Source organism: Levilactobacillus yonginensis (genome assembly GCF_003946265.1).
In the GTDB taxonomy this organism is placed as follows: Bacteria; Bacillota; Bacilli; order Lactobacillales; family Lactobacillaceae; genus Levilactobacillus; species Levilactobacillus yonginensis.
This window is the reverse complement of record NZ_RHNO01000001.1, coordinates 1-17,360: the sequence shown is the minus strand read 5'-3', so window position 1 is coordinate 17,360 and position 17,360 is coordinate 1. Positions and strand designations below refer to the sequence as shown.

Annotated in this window: 19 protein-coding genes; 12 read left to right on the top strand and 7 right to left on the bottom strand. The window is 49.7% G+C overall.

The window, feature by feature from the left end:
- Positions 1–8 precede the first annotated feature (8 nt).
- The 8 genes from rpmH (at position 9) to EKM87_RS00060 (ending at position 7,560) form a co-directional block, all read left to right on the top strand.
- Positions 9–143 carry a 50S ribosomal protein L34 gene (gene rpmH, locus EKM87_RS00095; protein WP_081624573.1) on the top strand — a complete coding sequence of 45 codons (135 nt, stop codon included), beginning with the start codon at positions 9–11 and terminating at the stop codon, positions 141–143.
- 95 nt (positions 144–238) lie between these two features.
- Positions 239–595 carry a ribonuclease P protein component gene (gene rnpA / locus EKM87_RS00090; RefSeq protein ID WP_125680576.1) on the top strand — a complete coding sequence of 119 codons (357 nt, stop codon included), beginning with the start codon at positions 239–241 and terminating at the stop codon, positions 593–595.
- 38 nt (positions 596–633) lie between these two features.
- Positions 634–1,440 (top strand): YidC/Oxa1 family membrane protein insertase, encoded by an 807-nt coding sequence (locus tag EKM87_RS00085; RefSeq protein ID WP_125681000.1) that lies wholly within the window; start codon positions 634–636, stop codon positions 1,438–1,440.
- Positions 1,441–1,996: 556 nt separating this feature from the next.
- The gene (jag, locus tag EKM87_RS00080) at positions 1,997–2,794 is read left to right on the top strand and encodes an RNA-binding cell elongation regulator Jag/EloR (protein ID WP_125680574.1); all 798 of its coding nucleotides are present in this window, start codon (positions 1,997–1,999) and stop codon (positions 2,792–2,794) included.
- A 289-nt stretch (positions 2,795–3,083) separates the two neighbouring features.
- Positions 3,084–4,478 (top strand): tRNA uridine-5-carboxymethylaminomethyl(34) synthesis GTPase MnmE, encoded by a 1,395-nt coding sequence (mnmE, locus tag EKM87_RS00075; RefSeq protein ID WP_125680572.1) that lies wholly within the window; start codon positions 3,084–3,086, stop codon positions 4,476–4,478.
- Positions 4,479–4,541: 63 nt separating this feature from the next.
- Positions 4,542–6,452 (top strand): tRNA uridine-5-carboxymethylaminomethyl(34) synthesis enzyme MnmG, encoded by a 1,911-nt coding sequence (mnmG, locus tag EKM87_RS00070; protein WP_125680570.1) that lies wholly within the window; start codon positions 4,542–4,544, stop codon positions 6,450–6,452.
- A gap of 382 nt (positions 6,453–6,834) precedes the next feature.
- Positions 6,835–7,224 (top strand): hypothetical protein, encoded by a 390-nt coding sequence (locus EKM87_RS00065; protein WP_125680568.1) that lies wholly within the window; start codon positions 6,835–6,837, stop codon positions 7,222–7,224.
- Between the two features lie 84 nt (positions 7,225–7,308).
- Positions 7,309–7,560, top strand: coding sequence for a type II toxin-antitoxin system Phd/YefM family antitoxin (locus EKM87_RS00060; RefSeq protein WP_191988543.1), 252 nt, complete (start codon positions 7,309–7,311; stop codon positions 7,558–7,560).
- Here EKM87_RS00060 and EKM87_RS00055 read toward each other — a convergent pair.
- The 4 genes from EKM87_RS00055 to EKM87_RS00040 form a co-directional block, all read right to left on the bottom strand.
- Positions 7,557–8,246, bottom strand: a complete 690-nt coding sequence (locus EKM87_RS00055; protein WP_125680566.1) for a YjjG family noncanonical pyrimidine nucleotidase — start codon at positions 8,244–8,246, stop codon at positions 7,557–7,559. The genes EKM87_RS00060 and EKM87_RS00055 overlap by 4 nt on opposite strands.
- 113 nt (positions 8,247–8,359) lie before the next feature.
- Entirely contained in the window at positions 8,360–8,626 is a 267-nt protein-coding gene (locus tag EKM87_RS00050; RefSeq protein ID WP_125680564.1) for a hypothetical protein, read from the bottom strand.
- A 109-nt stretch (positions 8,627–8,735) separates the two neighbouring features.
- Complete coding sequence (gene brnQ / locus EKM87_RS00045) at positions 8,736–10,079, bottom strand: branched-chain amino acid transport system II carrier protein (protein ID WP_191988542.1); 1,344 nt, start codon at positions 10,077–10,079, stop codon at positions 8,736–8,738.
- Positions 10,080–10,180: 101 nt separating this feature from the next.
- Complete coding sequence (locus EKM87_RS00040) at positions 10,181–10,828, bottom strand: NAD(P)-dependent oxidoreductase (RefSeq protein ID WP_125680560.1); 648 nt, start codon at positions 10,826–10,828, stop codon at positions 10,181–10,183.
- Positions 10,829–10,950: 122 nt separating this feature from the next.
- On the opposite strand from EKM87_RS00040, the gene EKM87_RS00035 reads away from it, so the two are divergent.
- Positions 10,951–11,508 (top strand): GNAT family N-acetyltransferase, encoded by a 558-nt coding sequence (locus tag EKM87_RS00035; protein ID WP_125680558.1) that lies wholly within the window; start codon positions 10,951–10,953, stop codon positions 11,506–11,508.
- A gap of 61 nt (positions 11,509–11,569) precedes the next feature.
- Here the strand turns inward: EKM87_RS00035 and EKM87_RS00030 are convergent, their stop codons facing one another.
- On the bottom strand, positions 11,570–12,091 hold the full coding sequence (locus tag EKM87_RS00030) for an acyl-CoA thioesterase (RefSeq protein WP_125680999.1): 522 nt from the start codon (positions 12,089–12,091) through the stop codon (positions 11,570–11,572).
- A 177-nt stretch (positions 12,092–12,268) separates the two neighbouring features.
- Here EKM87_RS00030 and EKM87_RS00025 point away from each other — a divergent pair, with 177 nt between their 5' ends.
- On the top strand, positions 12,269–13,477 hold the full coding sequence (locus EKM87_RS00025) for a condensation domain-containing protein (protein ID WP_125680556.1): 1,209 nt from the start codon (positions 12,269–12,271) through the stop codon (positions 13,475–13,477).
- Positions 13,478–13,522: 45 nt separating this feature from the next.
- Here the strand turns inward: EKM87_RS00025 and EKM87_RS00020 are convergent, their stop codons facing one another.
- On the bottom strand, positions 13,523–13,939 hold the full coding sequence (locus EKM87_RS00020) for a MerR family transcriptional regulator (RefSeq protein ID WP_125680554.1): 417 nt from the start codon (positions 13,937–13,939) through the stop codon (positions 13,523–13,525).
- Positions 13,940–14,035: 96 nt separating this feature from the next.
- Here EKM87_RS00020 and EKM87_RS00015 point away from each other — a divergent pair, with 96 nt between their 5' ends.
- Entirely contained in the window at positions 14,036–15,013 is a 978-nt protein-coding gene (locus tag EKM87_RS00015) for an aldo/keto reductase (RefSeq protein ID WP_125680552.1), read from the top strand.
- Between the two features lie 119 nt (positions 15,014–15,132).
- Here the strand turns inward: EKM87_RS00015 and EKM87_RS00010 are convergent, their stop codons facing one another.
- Positions 15,133–16,326, bottom strand: coding sequence for a multidrug effflux MFS transporter (locus EKM87_RS00010; protein ID WP_125680550.1), 1,194 nt, complete (start codon positions 16,324–16,326; stop codon positions 15,133–15,135).
- A 339-nt stretch (positions 16,327–16,665) separates the two neighbouring features.
- Here EKM87_RS00010 and lepB point away from each other — a divergent pair, with 339 nt between their 5' ends.
- The gene (lepB, locus tag EKM87_RS00005; protein WP_125680547.1) at positions 16,666–17,250 is read left to right on the top strand and encodes a signal peptidase I; all 585 of its coding nucleotides are present in this window, start codon (positions 16,666–16,668) and stop codon (positions 17,248–17,250) included.
- The last annotated feature ends 110 nt before the right edge of the window (positions 17,251–17,360 follow it).

Sequence of the window (17,360 nt, the reverse complement as noted above, 5' to 3'; positions counted from 1 at the left end):
TTTTTACGATGAAGCGTACTTTCCAACCAAAGAAACGTCACCGTTCACGTGTCCACGGCTTCCGCAAGCGCATGAGCACTAGCAATGGCCGTCAAGTATTAGCACGTCGCCGTCAAAAGGGACGTAAAGTATTGTCTGCATAGGCCGCTGATGGTTCAGTGGTCTTTTTATTTTATCTGCGGGGTGACTGGATCACCAATCCCTCACGGACTGTAAATCGAGAATTTTGGAGATGCACATGCGAAAATCTTACCGCATTAAGAAAGAAGCGGAATTTCAGCAGGTCTTTGAAACCAGGAATTCAGTCGCCAATCGGCAATTCGTGGTGTACTCAATGGAAAAGCCTAACCAGAAGCACTTTCGGGTCGGCATTTCCGTCGGGAAGAAAATTGGTAACGCCGTTCACCGTAATTGGGTGAAACGTCGGATTCGGCAGAGTCTCCTCGAGTTAAAGCCCTACCTCAAGCAGGATGTGGACTTTCTCGTGATTGCTCGTCCCCGAGCCGATGGCATTGCCATGCCCGACGCGAAAAGCAGCATGATCCACGTGTTGAAGCTAGCCAAACTGTTGGATTCCAACTTTAGCGAGGAATAAACGTGAAAAACGTCAAAAAGTACAAACGTACCCTACTTATGTTGGGCATTGTGAGTTTGGTCTTTATCCTTTCTGCTTGTAGCAACAAGCCAATCACCAATCAAAGTACTGGGTTGTGGGACGGTCTGATCGTCTTGAACTTCTCCCGGGCGATTATCTGGTTGGCCGACTTGTTCGGTGGAAGTTACGGTATTGGGATCATTATCTTTACCGTAATCATTCGGATTATCTTGATGCCATTGATGATCTTCCAAACGCGAAGCATGCGGAAGACTCAAGAGGTTCAACCTCAACTCAAAGCACTGCAAAAGAAATATTCGTCTAAGGATCGCGAGACGATGCAGAAATTGCAGACTGAGCAGCAAAAGCTGTACTCGGAAGCCGGTATCAATCCTATGTTGGGTTGTTTACCAGCTGTTGTGCAATTGCCCATTATCTGGGCGCTGTATCAAGCCATTTGGCGGACGGCAGAATTACGTACTGGGAGTTTCTTATGGCTGCAACTTGGTCACAAGGACCCGTACTTCATCCTACCGATCCTGGCCGCATTGGCAACGTTCGCTAGTTCGTGGTTAACCACGAAGTCCGCCCCAGAGTCCAGTTCAATGAACACGATGATGGTTGTCGGGATGCCGGTAGTGGTCTTCTTCACTGCCCTGAACGTGGCCTCATCACTGTCACTTTACTGGACCGTTTCCTACATTTTCCAAGTTGGGCAAACCTTGCTTATCCAGAACCCCTGGAAGATTCAAGCAGAGCGCGACGTGAAGAACCGGGAAAAGGCCGCGCATGATCGGGCAGTTAAAAAGGCTGTTCGTCGTGCTAAGCAAAGTAAGCGTAAATAGTTAAACATAAATGCATTTTAAGGGCCTGGGAATTCATTCCAGGCCCTTTTCTTATGCCTAATTATGGGTTGAAAGCTAAAGTGGTCGCACTCCGGCTGCCAGGGATTTCGCCTGCTGTGAGGACGCTTCAGGCTGGTAAGCCCAACAGTCTTCTCGCTCGATTTGAAGCCACGAAGCCCGTGTGTCTTCAAAGTCGCCCGTGGTGTAAACTGGTAGAAACCACCAGTTAACGCCACCACCACAGCTGGCTGCATCCCTGGCATCCTCCGGCTTTGATTAAGGTTCAGTCTAAAATATTGCTGAAAGGGTCACTCACGTTCCTCATAACGGCTAGCCGATAATATATATACCGGATTTAGTTGTCAGCAAAATGCTGTGTGAGCCGAGGGGACCGTCAGATATGGCCCGCACCGTTCCAGCCCATATTTGGCAATTAGTCAGGCGGGAGTACGTAATTGTCCTTCTGACCAGCCATTTTTTATCAGGACAATGGCTAGTTGTGTCGGGGCAGTATGGTATACTGAATTTTAGCGAAAACGATACGGAGGAATGAACGATGACGATCTTTACGGGGAAAACGGAAGAAGCAGCGATTGCCGCGGGACTGGCCGCGCTGAACTGTGAACGGGACCAGGTCGCGATTAAGGTCGTAGCAACCCCGCGTAAGGGTCTACTAGGAATTGGTCGCCGTGATGCCATGGTGGATGTGGTGTTAAAGCCCGTGGCTGAGGAAGAAAAGCAAGCGGTGAAAGCGGCAAATTCAACTGCAGCAACTTATTCGGTAGCTCACGCATCAACACCAACGGCTGAGCCGGCGGGTGAAGCGGTAGCTACTGCCCCAGTTGCCCCAACGACGACTGAAGAACAGCCGACGGTTACGCCAGAAGAGCGACGTCAGCAGCGTGAAGCGGCCGTAGATGCCGTGCAAGACTACCTAGCGACCATTGTTGAGCAGCTGGGGATCGACGCCTCCCTGGAGGTCGAGAGCAGTGCTCACCGGCAGGTCCGCTTGACGTTTACGACGGACAAAGAGGGGTTACTGATTGGTAAGCACGGTCGGACCATCAACGCCTTGCAGAGTCTGGCTCAGCTGTTCTTGAACCATAACGGGGCCGCACACGTTGATATTGAACTGGACGTTGCGGGCTACCGGGAACGGCGAACGGTGACCCTGACCCGTTTGGCTGAGAATACGGCTCGGGAGGTCGTGGCGACTGGTAAGCCCATTTATTTGGACCCTATGCCATCGTTTGAACGGAAACAGATTCATGCTGTGCTAGCTAAGAATCGCTACGTGACGACCTATTCTGCGGGCAAAGAACCGCACCGGGCCGTTGTGATTGAACCGGCATAGGTTTCTGTTTGACAAATGACGTGATTGCCCTTATAGTGAAGACAATCATTCTTATCAAGTTTACGATAAAGTAGTGAAAGTACTTTATCCGCGCAGAGTTAGGTGGCGTGGAGTGGGTGCTTTTTTTTATGGCGTTAAATGATACGCCCGGGTTGAAAGAGTGTGGTAGCGGGTGGCCGTTGTCCCTGATAAGGGGGATGGTTTCCCGTTCATAAGGACGTCGTGATCAAGATATCGCGATGATTATTCAGTAGTTAAAATGATTTTTTAAATCAAAGGAGGATGACTCATGGCAGTCACCACAACAGAGTTTGATACGATTGCAGCAATTTCTACCCCACCTGGTGAGGGGGGGATCTCCATTATTCGGTTGAGCGGTGAGGAAGTCTTTAGCGTTGCCGCTAAGCTATTTAAGGGCGCCAATCTGACTAAGGCAGCGAGTCACACGATTCACTACGGTCACATCATTGACCCTGAAGATGGCGAAGAGGTTGATGAAGTCATGGCGACCGTGATGCGGGCACCAAAGACGTACACCAAGGAAGACATCATTGAAATCAATTGTCACGGAGGAATTGTGGCCACGAACCGGATTCTCCAGTTGTGTTTGAGCTACGGTGCACGGTTGGCTGAACCCGGTGAATACACCAAGCGCGCCTTCCTGAATGGCCGAATCGATTTGACACAGGCAGAGTCTGTGATGGATTTGATTCGGGCAAAAACGGACAAGTCAATGAAGGTAGCTTTAGACCAATTAGACGGAGACTTGTCTAAATTGATTCGTAACTTGCGTCAAGATATCCTAGATGCTTTGGCTCAAGTGGAAGTTAATATTGACTACCCTGAATACGATGACGTGGAAACGATGACGACTAAGATGCTGCTAGAGAAGGCCCAAGAGGTTCAAAAGCAGATCAAGGTCTTACTTTCAACGGCGAAGCAGGGGAAGGTCTTACGTGAAGGATTGGCTACTGCCATCGTGGGTCGGCCAAACGTGGGGAAGTCGAGCCTGTTGAACCACCTCTTACATGAGGACAAGGCGATTGTGACCGACGTTGCTGGGACTACCCGTGACGTGATTGAGGAATACGTGAACGTTAAGGGCGTGCCTTTGAAATTGATCGATACGGCTGGTATCCGAGATACTGAGGATAAGGTCGAAAAAATTGGGGTCGAACGCTCACGGAAAGCCATCAATACGGCTGACTTAGTCATGTTGGTGCTGAACGCGAGTGAACCGTTGACCGCTGAGGACCGTGAACTTTTGAAGGCCACGGCTGACACCCAACGCATTTTAATTTTAAATAAAACGGACCTGCCAGAGAAGCTCGACATGGCCGAGGTTAAGGTAGCGGCTGGTGACAGTCCGCTGATTGGGACCTCGATCCTGCAGAGCACCGGGATGGATGAGTTGGAAACGACCATTGCCCACCTGTTCTTTGATGAAGGAATCGAGTCTAGTCAAAACACCGTGATGGTCACGAACGCTCGGCACATTGGGCTGCTCCATCAAGCCAGTGCGGCGTTGGATGACGTCCAACACGGGATTGCGGCGGGGATGCCTGTCGACTTGGTTCAAATTGATATGACCCGTGCCTGGGATCTGTTAGGTGAAATCACCGGGGACAGCTACCAAGATGAATTGTTAGATCAGCTGTTTAGTCAGTTCTGTTTAGGTAAATAACAATAAAACACATAAGACCGTCTGGTTATACGCAGGTGTAACCGGACATGGAGGGAAAGAATCTTGACTGAAGTAAAGCAATATCCCGGAGAGGACTACGACGTTATCGTCGTTGGTGCCGGTCACGCTGGTAGTGAAGCAGCCTTAGCCGCCGCTCGGATGGGGAATAGGACCCTGTTAATGACGATCAATCTTGATATGGTGGCATTTATGCCATGTAACCCATCCGTGGGTGGTCCAGCCAAGGGGATCGTTGTCCGTGAAATTGATGCTTTAGGTGGCGAGATGGGCCAAAACATCGACAAGACTTACGTTCAGATGCGGATGCTCAATACGGGGAAGGGCCCAGCTGTCCGTGCCTTACGAGCACAGGCAGATAAGCACGCTTACCACGCTGAAATGAAGCACACCTTGGAACGCGAACCTAACCTGACTTTGCGGCAGGGAATCGTCGATGATTTAATCGTGGAAGATGGCGTCTGTCACGGTGTTATCACTAATACGGGGGCCCGTTACAGTGCCAAGGCTGTGGTCGTTGCGGCTGGAACGGCTGCCCGCGGTAAAATCATCATTGGTGAATTAATGTACTCTTCCGGGCCTAACAACTCGCAACCAGCGACTAAGCTGACGGCGAACCTGCCTAAGTACGGTTTCGACTTGGAACGGTTTAAGACCGGGACGCCACCACGGGTTGATGGCAATACGATCCATTACGATGAAACGGAAGAACAGCCCGGCGACGTGGAACCTAACCACTTTAGTTTCACCACGCCCGACAGTGCCTACCTGGATCTGAAGAATCAGTTGTCATGCTGGTTGACCTACACGAACGCCAAAACGCATGATATTATTCGAGAAAACTTAGACCGAGCACCCATGTTCACCGGTGTGATCGAGGGGGTTGGCCCCCGTTACTGTCCATCCATTGAGGACAAAATCGTTCGGTTTGCTGACAAGCCCCGGCACCAACTCTTCCTTGAACCAGAAGGTCGTAAGACTGATGAATGGTACGTTCAGGGACTATCAACGTCGATGCCAGAAGAAGTTCAACAGAAGATTTTGCATTCCATCAAAGGGTTAGAAGATGCCCAAATGATGCGGCCGGGTTATGCCATCGAATACGATGTCGTTTCACCATATCAATTACGGCCAACCCTGGAGACGAAACCACTGAAGAACTTGTTTACGGCTGGACAAACAAACGGAACATCCGGCTACGAAGAAGCTGCTGGTCAAGGACTGTTAGCCGGAATCAACGCCGGTTTACGGGCTCAGGGCAAGCCTGGCTTCACGCTGAAGCGTTCTGACGCCTATATTGGTGTAATGGTCGATGACTTGGTCACCAAGGGGACTAACGAACCATACCGCCTGTTGACGAGTCGGGCCGAATATCGTTTGATTTTGCGGCACGATAATGCTGATTTACGTTTGACTGCTAAGGGCCATGAGCTGGGATTGATCAGTGATGAACGCTACGAGGCCTTCTTGGCTAAGAAAGCGATGCTCAAGACCGAAATTGACCGGTTAAACAGCATTCGTATCAAGCCAGGGGATGACATCAACGCGTTTGTTCAGAGCCACGGTGACAAGCCCCTGCAGGATGGCGTGCTAGCAGCTGCCTTCTTGCGGCGGCCATACGTGGACTACCAAACGTTGTTGCGGTTCATGCCAGCGCCAGACCAACCGTTAGACCGGCACATCGTTGAGGAGATCGAGATCTCCCTGAAGTACGCTGGTTACATCAAGAAGGCCGAAGAGAACGTGGCCAAGCTGAAGCGGATGGAAGCCAAGGCGATTCCAGCCAAGATCGATTACGATGCCATTGATGGTCTCGCAACTGAGGCACACCAGAAGCTGAAGAAAATTCAACCAGAAACGTTGGCACAGGCCAGCCGTATTAGTGGGGTCAATCCTGCCGATATTGCTATCCTGAGTGTCTACATTGAACAGGGAAAAATTGCTAAGGTCGATTAAGGTTGGCTGAAGTAGCACAAAAGGACTGAGACAGTTGTCTCAGTCCTTTTTTAATTATTAATAATTATTAATTAACACGTGATATTAATATATTAATAAAAGGGACACACAATCTTTACTGATTCTTTGCAAGATTTCAACATAACTTCGGTAAGGTAGGGGATGTAGTGAGACAACGTTAAACGGTTGGCTGGCAAGTGATTACGCCACCCCTAGATAACGGCAACAAACGGTGGTGCAGCTTATTTATCAGTAAGCAGGGTACCACTGACTTTGCGTAGCTAATCATTTAGTTGCGAAGTCTGGTAAAATATTCCCAGAGCCATCTAATATCGGGGCAAGTGATGTCGGGGCATTACTTGAAACAAGGGGAGTTTTTACAATGTACACAAGTCTGTTGAGTTTCGGGGTGCTGCTAACGTTAGGCAGTCACTGGCAACATCAGCGATTGTTACGAGCAGTGCAACAACAAGCGGTCACATCGGAGCGGGTCAGCCGCAATCGATTTCTCTATCACGGGTTGTTATACGTGGGCCTTAGCTACGTGGTAGTGGGCCTCTGGCAACCGGCCTGGCTGAATGCACGCGTCGTTGGCCTACTGTTATTGGTTGATTTGATAGCAGTTGTCATGGCTGGCGTGGAGCGTCGCCAACGGCAGTATCCTAGTGCCGTTCGGGCGTTAGGTCGCCGTCAAGCGTGGTACTTTACTAGTAGTCAATTATTATTGGCTGCGGTGTTGTTGGGAACGTTGCTGGGGTCACCATACCGGTAAAATACATTAAATGAATCGCTGCCCGTTAACGTTAGTCTTCAACTGCGCTAACGGGCGTTTTTAATTTTAAGGGGGAGTTTTAACATGAAACAATATTCACCAGTAGCGGCACAGGAAGACTTTCTAGAAATTTTGTCAGCGGTCCATCAGCTTAAGGAAACTATTTTGATTACGCCGACGGACGAACGGGATGAGCACGCGGCCGTAGTTTTACCTTTGCAGGAATGGCAGGCCTTGTCCGAATTGGCTTTCTTAGAGGCACCAGCAGCACCGATTAAGCAAAATAGTCGCATCAATCTGACCAATTTGCGGACCGATCAGGTCGAATGGGGCTAGACTTCTGCGAGTAACAGCTGTTGGAGGTCCCGGTAGCTCGTTACTTCGTAAGTTGGTTGGAAGTCGAGCTGGTTGACGTGATGCTGCGGATTGAACCAAACGTTGTGGAGCTGAGCGTTGCGTGCACCCAAAATATCAGACTGGAGGCGGTCACCGATCATTAGGGTGTTCGCTGATGTGAGGTCTGGATAATGGCGAAAAATAGGTGCAAAGAAACGACTGTCTGGTTTAGTGTAGCCGATATCTTCAGAAATGAAGAGGCTATCAAAGTGTTGGCGGAGGCCGGAGCCATTTAAGCGGTTCAACTGGATGGATTTGGTACCGTTGGTGGCGACCACGAGTGTCAGTCCAGCGGCCCGCAGCGTTTGTAATAGGGAGTCCGCACCAGCTAGGATATAGTAATTATGGTCGAGAATGACGTTGTATTGTTCTTCGACGGTGGCACCATCCACAGCTAGGCCCATGGCAGCAAAGGTTCGCGTGAACCGCTCATTTAGTAATTGCTCACGGGGGGCGCCTTGCTCAATAGCTTGCCAGACGGCGTGATTGATATTCAGGTAGGTCTTAAATCCAGCTTGAATATCAGTCACGCCGTATTTTTTTAGCAAATGGGTAATGCCTTCATTTTCGCCGCGGGTGAAATCAAGCAGGGTGTCATCGAGGTCGAAGATAGCGTATTTTAGCATGGTTACGGTCCTTTCAAGGTGGTTTACCAGAGTTTAGCATAGTTTGACGCTAGGTAAAATCTAGGCATAAAAAAAGGTTCCGTTATCCGTTGGTGGATAGCGAAACCTAGCTGTTAAGGGTGACCGCCCATGGCCAAGGCCCGGACGACGGATAGAACCAGAAAGGCAACTTGAATGCCAAGGTCGATCCGGTTCAAAGGACTCTTGTCAGCAGTACTTTCAAAGACGTTAAAGTGAAGCATAGCAGTAATTAGTGAGCTAAAACATAAAAACGCGACAGTAACGGGGTCTTGAAGAAATAACATAGCTAGTAAGAGCACCACCGTCAGAATTGGTACGCCAATTTTAAGCGGGGTGACTGGGTACTTTGTATCGGTCATCCGAATTACCTCGTTTCGTTTAAATGAGAGTATGAGATTTTGGTTATAGCTTGCTCTTATTTTAACAGAAGTTGGGGTAAAAGGGGAGATAAAACCATTGGATTGTCAGTTAACCCACTGATTTGTCAAACAGACGACCAAGTAGCCAGCCAAGGGCAATGGCTAGTAGTGCTGGGACAACCCAGCTAAACCCAGCTGCTGCAAAGGGTAACCGGTCGTTGAGGCTAATTATTGCGTGACCCCAACCGGTTTGCTGCAGATTAGCCGGTAAGGCGGCTACTGCGGAGAAGATGGCTGGAATTAAGGTAATCAGGGTGCTGGTTCCAAATAACCAACGGGACGTTCCCAGAATCGGTGATAGAACTGCTAAGAAGATCAACACGATGGCCAGCGGGTAGAGAAACATGAGGACCGGTGTTGAGTAGGTAATGAGCTTGGTCAGTCCAATGTTGGCAAACAAGCAGGGCAGGATGCTGGCCGCTGCAATCAAAGCAGCGTAGGGTATCCGCGGAAACATTTCATGCACGGTATCCCCAAAGGCTGAAATCAGGCCAATAGCCGTCTTGAGGCAGGCAATGATGACAATCAATGCCAACAGGGCGTTACCAAAGGTACCGAAGTAATAGGCGGCCACCTGAGCCAGGGTGATGCCCCCGTTGGCGGCTGGTGAGAATTTCCCAACACTCATGGTTCCCATTAAGGCTAGCAGCGTATAGATCAGGCCCATGAGGACGATACTAATCGTCCCCCCTTTAATGACGTCACGGGCAATTTGGCCGGGTTCAGTGACGCCAAGGGCACGAATACTATTGATGATGACGATACCAAAGGCCAGTGAGGCGAGGGCGTCCATGGTGTTGTAGCCCTCGGTGAACCCACTGAGAATTGGCTCGGTAATGTAGGTGCCACGGGCAGCGGCGGCAAAGCCCCCCATAGGTTTGATAAAGGCGGCAAGCAACAGGATACCTAGTAGAATTAGGAAGGTTGGCGTCAGCCATTTCCCAACGTAGACCATGAGCTTGCCGGGATTTCGAGCCAGCCACCAAGCGGTGAAGAAGAAAATCACGGAGAAAATAGCCAGAACAGCGGGTTGGGCCCCCTGACTGGCAAAGGGTGCTAAACCAATTTGGAAGGACGTCGTCGCCAGTCGTGGCAGAGCAAAGAACGGTCCAATGGTGAGGTAAAGGAGGATGGTGAAGACGTAGGCAAACGGTCGATTGACCTTCGTTGCTAGGTCGAAGACCCCCTCACTACGAGTTAAGCCGATACCTGCGACCCCTAGGAGTGGCAGGCCAATTCCCGTTAACAACAGGCCAATAACTGCCGTCCAGACGTGATGCCCAGCCTGTTGTCCCAAGAAGACCGGAAAAATCAGGTTACCGGCACCGAAGAAGAGGCCAAAGAGCATCATCCCAATGATGAGTAACTCGCGACCGGATAATTTAGTTTTCAATGTAATCGCAACTTTCTATTAAGTTTCAGACAGTGTCTATGCATAATCAACGACTAGCATACCAAAAAACGCCCGCCGAAGAAACGGCGAGCGTCAGAAACTTACTTATCGGCTACGGTGAAGCGACTATTATGGTGTTGTGGGTCTTCAATTTCATCTAAGATGGCAACGGCCATCGTACCAGCTGAAGTACCCGATTCTTGTTGCGCATTGAAGAGCAGGTCGTCTTCGCCCAAAAGTGCTGCGGTAGCTTCTCCAGGGTGAAAATTAGCAGCGGGAGAAACGCCGACCCAGTTGACGTCCTCAACTTCGCGGAGGAAGTTGAGTTCCTTCAGTTGATTCTGAGGGACACTGATAAAGCTAGCGGCATGGGGATCCTTTGCAATATCGTTGACGAACAAGTGGCGGTCATCACCCGTGAGAAGGCTACCAGCGCCTAAAATGAAGACTAAGCGCGGCGTTGTTGTTTCGCGGAGAACGTGGACCAGGTGAGCGGCTAAGTCTACGTGCAGGTAAGCCTGAGCTGGAGCCGTGGCGAAAGCGTCGACCACGACGTCGGCCGTCTGTAAGTCAGCGGCGGTGACACCAAAGGCGTCTACGGCTCGGGTCGTAAGATTAGGGTTCGTGGGTAAGGCGGCCAATTTTTCAGTGGAGCGGGCCAGAGCGGTTACTTGATGCCCCCGCTTGAGTGCCTCGGCAACCAGTGCGCTACCGGCCATACCGGTGGCGCCAATAATTGTAATTTTCATAAAAAATCGTCCTCCTTTTGAATTGTGATTAGTATAGAGGAAGTTTGGTCAATCGCCAACTATTTTGACCCTTCATTGTAACCGTATGGTACAGTGGAGAAAACACCGAGGGGGTCACAGAAATGAAAGATGTGGTACAAGGCCGGTTGGTTCATTTAACAGAAATGAGAGACGGGGATGCAGAGTGGTTGCAGGATACCCAATGGGAGCCTGGTCTGTTGCGGAATCTATCCGCTGATGCCCTGCACCCACTGACGGCGCAGGAGTATGCAGAATGGGCAACGGATCCGGACAGTGATGATCACTACTTCTTTATGGTGCGGGCTAATGCGGACGATGGCTTGTTAGGATCAGTCGTTTTGAATAACGTCTATTTCAAAAATCGGCGGGCATCCATGGGAATCGCCTTACCCGTGGTCAGTGACCGGGGGCAAGGTTATGGGCAGGATGCCATTCAGACAATCTTGTCGTTTGCATTTAATGAGTTGGGTCTCCATAAGGTCAATTTGGAGGTCAATGCCAATAATCCTTTGGCCATTCACGCTTACGAGGCAGTTGGCTTTACGAGAGAAGGGGTCAATCGAGAAGCGATTTTTCAGGATGGACACTGGTTGGATCTCTATTCATATGGGATTTTAGCAAGTGAATGGCGCGCTGTTTCACGTGAAACAGAAAACTAAAAAAGTTCGTCAGCGCACCTACGAGGTGTGACAACGAACTCAGAATGTTTCATGTGAAACATTAAAGAGGCCAAGGGAATTCAGTTGAAACGTGATGGTTCAGGCTGGCTTGTTCTGCCCGACGTTGTTTACGTTGCGCGGTACGCTTCTCGTAACCCGAGACAATGTAACGTTGTTCCTCTGTGACGGGTTTGACCGGTGGCAGTGGTTGCGTTGACCGGGAGTCCTCAATGACGTAGGTAATGAAGCATGTGAAGCCAACGAAGCGTTCACTGGTCGTGAGATTTTCGCCGATAATTTTAACGAAGACCTCTAGGGAACGAGTTCCCGTCCCAGTTACATAGGCTTCCAAGAACATGGAATCATCTAAATGGAAGGGTTCTAGGAAACTAACGTGGTCAAAGGAGGCTGTGACCACCGTCTTGTGGGTCAGTCGTACAGCGGCCACGGAAGCGCTATCATCTACTAGCGACAAAATCTTACCGCCAAAGACGGATTCATGTTCGTTTAAATCTGGTTGAAAAACCCGGTGACTGGTCACGATTAGGGTGGCGTTGCAGGACACGGGCGTGGTTCGATTCATCAAAAGCTTCACCTCATCAGTTAATTTGTCTCCCTCTATTCTACCAGAGTCCGTGCATCCCGGCGACTCTGGCAAAGATTACAGGACTATTAATTTTTCACAATGACTCAGCGAATTCCTAGAGGTCGGTCAGTTGGCTTGCTATACTATGGATAAATGAGTAAGGAGGGGTGTTGCATGATTTACCACGGTGAACCGTTAGATTTGATGCCAACGTTGGACACGGCACAGACGTATCCACTGCTTGAATGTACACTGAGTTTGACGCACCCCATTGATTTGGCACGGTTACAAGAAGCGATTGAGACGACTCAAACGGTGGTTCCCCAGATTTTGGGTCGGTATAATTTGAAATGGAACCGATTTGAAGTTGAACCGGACGTGGCAACAGATGTGGTAGAAGAATATGCTGCTAGTCATGATCCCGGCCGCGTTCAACTCGACGTCCTAGCGGGACCACAGTTAAAAATTCAAGTGATTCACTATGCTGCCTATGATCAACTACGACTGGCAATGAGTCGTTTGCTGGCTGATGGAGAAGGATTCAAACATTACCTGTATCTCCTGGCTGCAGCATATGATGGTCAGGACTTAACGAATTTCACGAATGAGCGTAGTGTGCGTAAAATTTTAGCACACTTGCGTCATCCGCACCGGGCGTTGCCACTCTTGCATGATAATGCGAAGGAAGCTTTCCCACAGTTGAGTGGGGACATTCACCATCACCGTGGTGAAGCCACTATTCCCCGAGTCGAGAGCCGGTTACTCCGGCAAAAAGCGCGTGAGCAGGGGGTCACGATGAATGCTGTGCTCCTTTCTGCTTACGCGCTCGCGTTATTTGCTTTGACTGGTGAAAAACGGTTAGTCATCCCGTATCAGGTTGATTTACGATTACACGGACCGGTGGCGGCAACGAACATTGTTCAGGTAGCCAACTTGACCAGTGAAATGCCCGTGGCCATGACGGTTAAGGATGGTGATACCTTAGGGGCCGTGGTTCAGCGGACGCAGGCGACGGTCACGCAAATGCGTGATGAATTAGCCTACCTACCGCCCCTAGTAGAAATCAATCGGATGAGTCGAGCCTTGCCACCACAGTTGGTGCGGCGGTTAGCTGGGAAACATCGGCCTCAGGCGGCCATTTCCTTTGCGAACTTCGGTCACATTGATCATACGCGGCTCAACTTCTCTGGAATCACCGTTACCCAGATTTACTTTGCCGGTGCTTATCGGACAATGCCGCATTTTCAATTGACAGTCAGCGTGTATCACGATGCGTGGACGTTGGCTTTTCGGATGATGGGGTCCGAACCCGACTATCAATTAGGCATTAAAATTTTAAAAAACGTCGTGGCTCAGTTAACACAGTGGAGCCACGAGGCGTAATCGGTTGGACCTGAAAGCAATTTTTAGGTCCTATTTTTATACATATTATTTTTCGTAAGTCGGTTTATAATCCGCCCAGTCTGGTCGCGGGTCGCCCTTAGCTTCGGCCTCTTTGATGGCTGAATAGAAGGCCACCTTTTGTGTGATATGTCGTTGATACTTCTTGAGCTTGGTCAGCTGCTGGGCCACACTGATGGCGTGTTCATTCAGAACGTTTAAAATCTCGTTCAGGTCGTCCCCGGTTTCCTGATAGCTCAACAGGGTCTGAAGCTCACTCATGCTCATGCCAGAATTTTTGAAACAAATGATACTGTTTAATTTTTCAAGATTAGCTTCGTTGTAGACGCGGTGGTTGCCCCTTTGCTGGACGTTAGGAATCAACCCTAGGCGTTCATAATATCTGAGGGTCGAGGGGGCCAGGTTATACGCCTTGGCAACTTCGGAGATGGTTAATTCGGTCATTATTTATCCGTCCTATTCTTTGATAGAGAAACTACTTTACTTGAAGTGTACTTCAAGTGGTATGTTAGAAACAAGTAGAAGGGCAGGTTAATAAATATGAAATTTAGAACATTAGGAAAGACGGGTTATAACATCAGTGAAGTCTCGTTGGGGACTTGGCAACTCGGTGGCAAGTGGGGTGCCCCATTTAGTGAAAAGGATGCTAGTGAGACGCTAGAGGCCGCCTATGACCATGGCGTCAACTTCTTTGATACCGCCGATGGTTACCAGGATGGGTTAAGTGAAAAGGTGCTCGGTCAGTTCATCAAACGCCACCCCGACGTCCACTATTCAACCAAGGTCGGCCGCAAGGAAATGCCCCTGTCAGTGGAACATTTTAGTCCCAAGTTTATCAGACGATACGTTGAAGAGAGCCTGCAGAACATGCAAGTCGATTCGCTTGATCAGGTATTGCTGCACTGCCCACCAATGAGCGTGTACTACCAACCAGAAACGTTTAAAACGTTGGATGATCTCAAGCAGGAAGGGAAAATCGCTAACTACGGTGTCAGTGTTGAACGGGTTGAGGAAGCCATTAAGTCGCTGGATTACGACATCTCCAGTGTCGAAATTATCTTCAACATGTTCCGGTTACGGCCCGCTAAGTTGTTCTTTGATCTAGCTAAGCAGGCTAACGTGGGAATCTTGGCACGGGTCCCCCTGGCTAGTGGCCTGTTGACTGGGAAGTTTACGGCGGACACGCACTTTGAGCCCAATGATCATCGGATGTCTAACCGGAATGGTGAGCTCTTTAGCAAAGGGGAGACGTTCTCTGGTGTCGACTACTTAACGGGGGTTAAGGCCGCCAATGAATTGAAGGAACGATTGGGGACGGATAACTTGGCAACCACGGCCTTGCGTTATATTTTGATGTTTGACGCTGTTTCCGCCGTTATTCCGGGGGCTAGCACGCCTAACCAGATTGAACGGAACACGATTGCTGCGGACGCTGAACCGTTGACCAGCCAACAGATGGCCATTGTCACGGATGTTTACGATAAATATATTAAAGATCCAATTGAATACATGTGGTAAACCTGGTTAAGGTAGCGGGGCGGTCGATGGTTGTCAATCGCTCTTTTTGTTATGGCAGAACTGGTTATGGCTAAATGAACGATCAAAAAAGCCCCCACCGGATGGGTGAGAGCAGTCGTTTAAGCTTTGGCGAGTTTACCTTGCACTTTGACGAGTCCAAGGGCGCCCACGTTACAAATGAATAGCATGACAGCCATTGCCGCGTAGGAACTACCGGTTAGACCAACCAGTGGTGAGGCTAAGCCCCCACAGGCATTTTGGGAGAGACCAATGACAGCTGATGCGCCACCGGCGTTGCTAGTAGCCTGGTCCATGATAATGGTGACGGTCAAAGTGAGGAGGGCCCCAATTAAAATTACAAGAATGAGAATCAAGCCACTCACTAGCCAGACGTTGGCGGGGAAGAGCAGTGAGCCGATTAGAATCAGACTGGTTAGCGCAGCCAACGTCAACAGGGTCGTGACCTGTTGCCGGTTAGAGAAGCGCCCAGCCAGTTGCCCGGGGAGATTACTCCCGACAACGATTCCGAGCCCGTTAAAGGCGTAGAGTAAACTAAACATTTGCGGAGCCATGCCGAAGCCGGTCTGGAAGACGAAGGTCGACGCAGAAATATAACTGAACAGGGCACCGTAAACGAGACCCGTTGCGAGAATCAACGGCCAGAAAGCCGGTTTGATCAGCAGGCTGCCCATCGACAACAGGGACGTGTGGAACCCACCCGTTTGACGGTCAGCAACTGGCAGAGATTCGCGGAGGCCAAAGGCAACGGCGAGGGCGATGACCCAGCCAATTACGGCTAGCAGGATGAAGATGGCTTGCCAGTCAACGTAACGAATCATGAAGCCACCAATAATGGGGGCGATGATGGGAAAAACACCGTTGACGGTATTGAGGAGGGCGTAGAACTTCGTCAGCTTTTTACCAGAGAAGAGGTCCCGAGCCACTGCCCGAGCGAGTACCTGACCAGTGGCCCCAGCCAGCCCCTGAATGAACCGGAGGCCAATTAGGAGACCAATCGAATGGATAAAGGCCATTGCTAGTGAGACCAGGCCGAAGATGATAAAACCAGTGATTAGTGGTTTACGGCGGCCATATTGGTCAGACAGCGGCCCCGCAATCAGTTGACATAGGGCCAGACCAATCAGGCAGGCCGTGATACTGAGCTGCATGAGGGAAGCGTTGGTTGCGAACTGAACTTTCATTTGAGGTAGGGCCGGCAAATAAAGGTCGATAGCCAGGGGACCCGTTGCGCTAACGGTTCCCAGGAGTAAGGTTAGCCAGATTTGACGCTGTCGTGAGTGTGTAGAATTCAAAGACTGTCAGCCCTTTCTAGAGATATTATGAAATTAATGATGGCACAAACCACCGCTGGACCGCTACTCTGTCGGGCAGAATGGCGGTCCAGCGGATGAAATGGCTATTCGTTATGTATTTGTCCATTATTGCTGGAAAAAAACGAATTTGCAAGCTCAGTTTTTCTACGAGGGATATCATTTTCGTAACATTTAAAATAAACTTGGGAAAAAGCATGGGGGTTTTAGCCAGTAAATGGTAAGATTAGACTCGACCATAAAAACGGAACCGGTTGTCTGATTTCGTTGCGGGTGTATGATAACAGTATATTAATATTTCTGAACATAAGGAGCCTCATCATGAAAGTATTAAAGGAAGTCATGAGTTGGATCATCCCCGTGATTATCGGGCTGGCTATCGCCTTTGCCATCAAACAGTTCGTCTTTACCCGGGTGCGGGTCGACGGGCCATCCATGGAACCAAACCTACAAAATAACGAAAAGGTTTTTGCCTTTAAGCAATCGAAGGTTAAACACCTGAGTGTCATCGTTTTTGACGCCCATGGTGAGGACCCATCTGCTAAGGCAAATACCAATTACGTTAAGCGGGTCATTGGGTTACCAGGTGATACGGTTACGAGTAAGAATGGCTACATCTACGTGAATAAGAAGAAAATTAAGCAGAGTTTTATCAGCGAATCCGAACGGAATGCTGGGACCGGTAACTGGACCTTAGCTAGTCTGCAGAAGAGTAATGGTTGGGGTAATGGCACCACGGTTGTTCCTAAGGGTAAGTACTTTGTGCTTGGTGACCACCGGAGCGTGTCTAACGATAGCCGTTACTGGGGATTCGTTAATAAGGACAAGGTTTTAGGCGTTGTGAAGGTACCAGCTTGGACCTCCAATAAGACGCGGCGGGCTAACGTGAATGGACTAGCCTATTAAATAAGGACGTGATGGTTCACGGGAATGACCGTGTGTACTAGTCCCTGTCAAGTTGACGGATGAAATACTATAATTTTTGTAGATTTGATTAAGCGGCTTCACCGCGGTAT

Excerpts from the sequence above, each read along its gene's own strand:
- rpmH (WP_081624573.1), top strand. The coding sequence starts at position 9 with ATGAAGCGTACTTTCCAACCAAAGAAACGTCACCGTTCACGTGTCCAC.
- rnpA (WP_125680576.1), top strand. The coding sequence starts at position 239 with ATGCGAAAATCTTACCGCATTAAGAAAGAAGCGGAATTTCAGCAGGTC.
- EKM87_RS00085 (WP_125681000.1), top strand. The coding sequence starts at position 634 with ATGTTGGGCATTGTGAGTTTGGTCTTTATCCTTTCTGCTTGTAGCAAC.
- jag (WP_125680574.1), top strand. The coding sequence starts at position 1,997 with ATGACGATCTTTACGGGGAAAACGGAAGAAGCAGCGATTGCCGCGGGA.
- mnmE (WP_125680572.1), top strand. The coding sequence starts at position 3,084 with ATGGCAGTCACCACAACAGAGTTTGATACGATTGCAGCAATTTCTACC.
- EKM87_RS00065 (WP_125680568.1), top strand. The coding sequence starts at position 6,835 with ATGTACACAAGTCTGTTGAGTTTCGGGGTGCTGCTAACGTTAGGCAGT.
- EKM87_RS00060 (WP_191988543.1), top strand. The coding sequence starts at position 7,309 with ATGAAACAATATTCACCAGTAGCGGCACAGGAAGACTTTCTAGAAATT.
- EKM87_RS00055 (WP_125680566.1), bottom strand. The coding sequence starts at position 8,246 with ATGCTAAAATACGCTATCTTCGACCTCGATGACACCCTGCTTGATTTC.
- EKM87_RS00050 (WP_125680564.1), bottom strand. The coding sequence starts at position 8,626 with ATGACCGATACAAAGTACCCAGTCACCCCGCTTAAAATTGGCGTACCA.
- EKM87_RS00040 (WP_125680560.1), bottom strand. The coding sequence starts at position 10,828 with ATGAAAATTACAATTATTGGCGCCACCGGTATGGCCGGTAGCGCACTG.
- EKM87_RS00035 (WP_125680558.1), top strand. The coding sequence starts at position 10,951 with ATGAAAGATGTGGTACAAGGCCGGTTGGTTCATTTAACAGAAATGAGA.
- EKM87_RS00030 (WP_125680999.1), bottom strand. The coding sequence starts at position 12,091 with ATGAATCGAACCACGCCCGTGTCCTGCAACGCCACCCTAATCGTGACC.
- EKM87_RS00025 (WP_125680556.1), top strand. The coding sequence starts at position 12,269 with ATGATTTACCACGGTGAACCGTTAGATTTGATGCCAACGTTGGACACG.
- EKM87_RS00020 (WP_125680554.1), bottom strand. The coding sequence starts at position 13,939 with ATGACCGAATTAACCATCTCCGAAGTTGCCAAGGCGTATAACCTGGCC.
- EKM87_RS00015 (WP_125680552.1), top strand. The coding sequence starts at position 14,036 with ATGAAATTTAGAACATTAGGAAAGACGGGTTATAACATCAGTGAAGTC.
- lepB (WP_125680547.1), top strand. The coding sequence starts at position 16,666 with ATGAAAGTATTAAAGGAAGTCATGAGTTGGATCATCCCCGTGATTATC.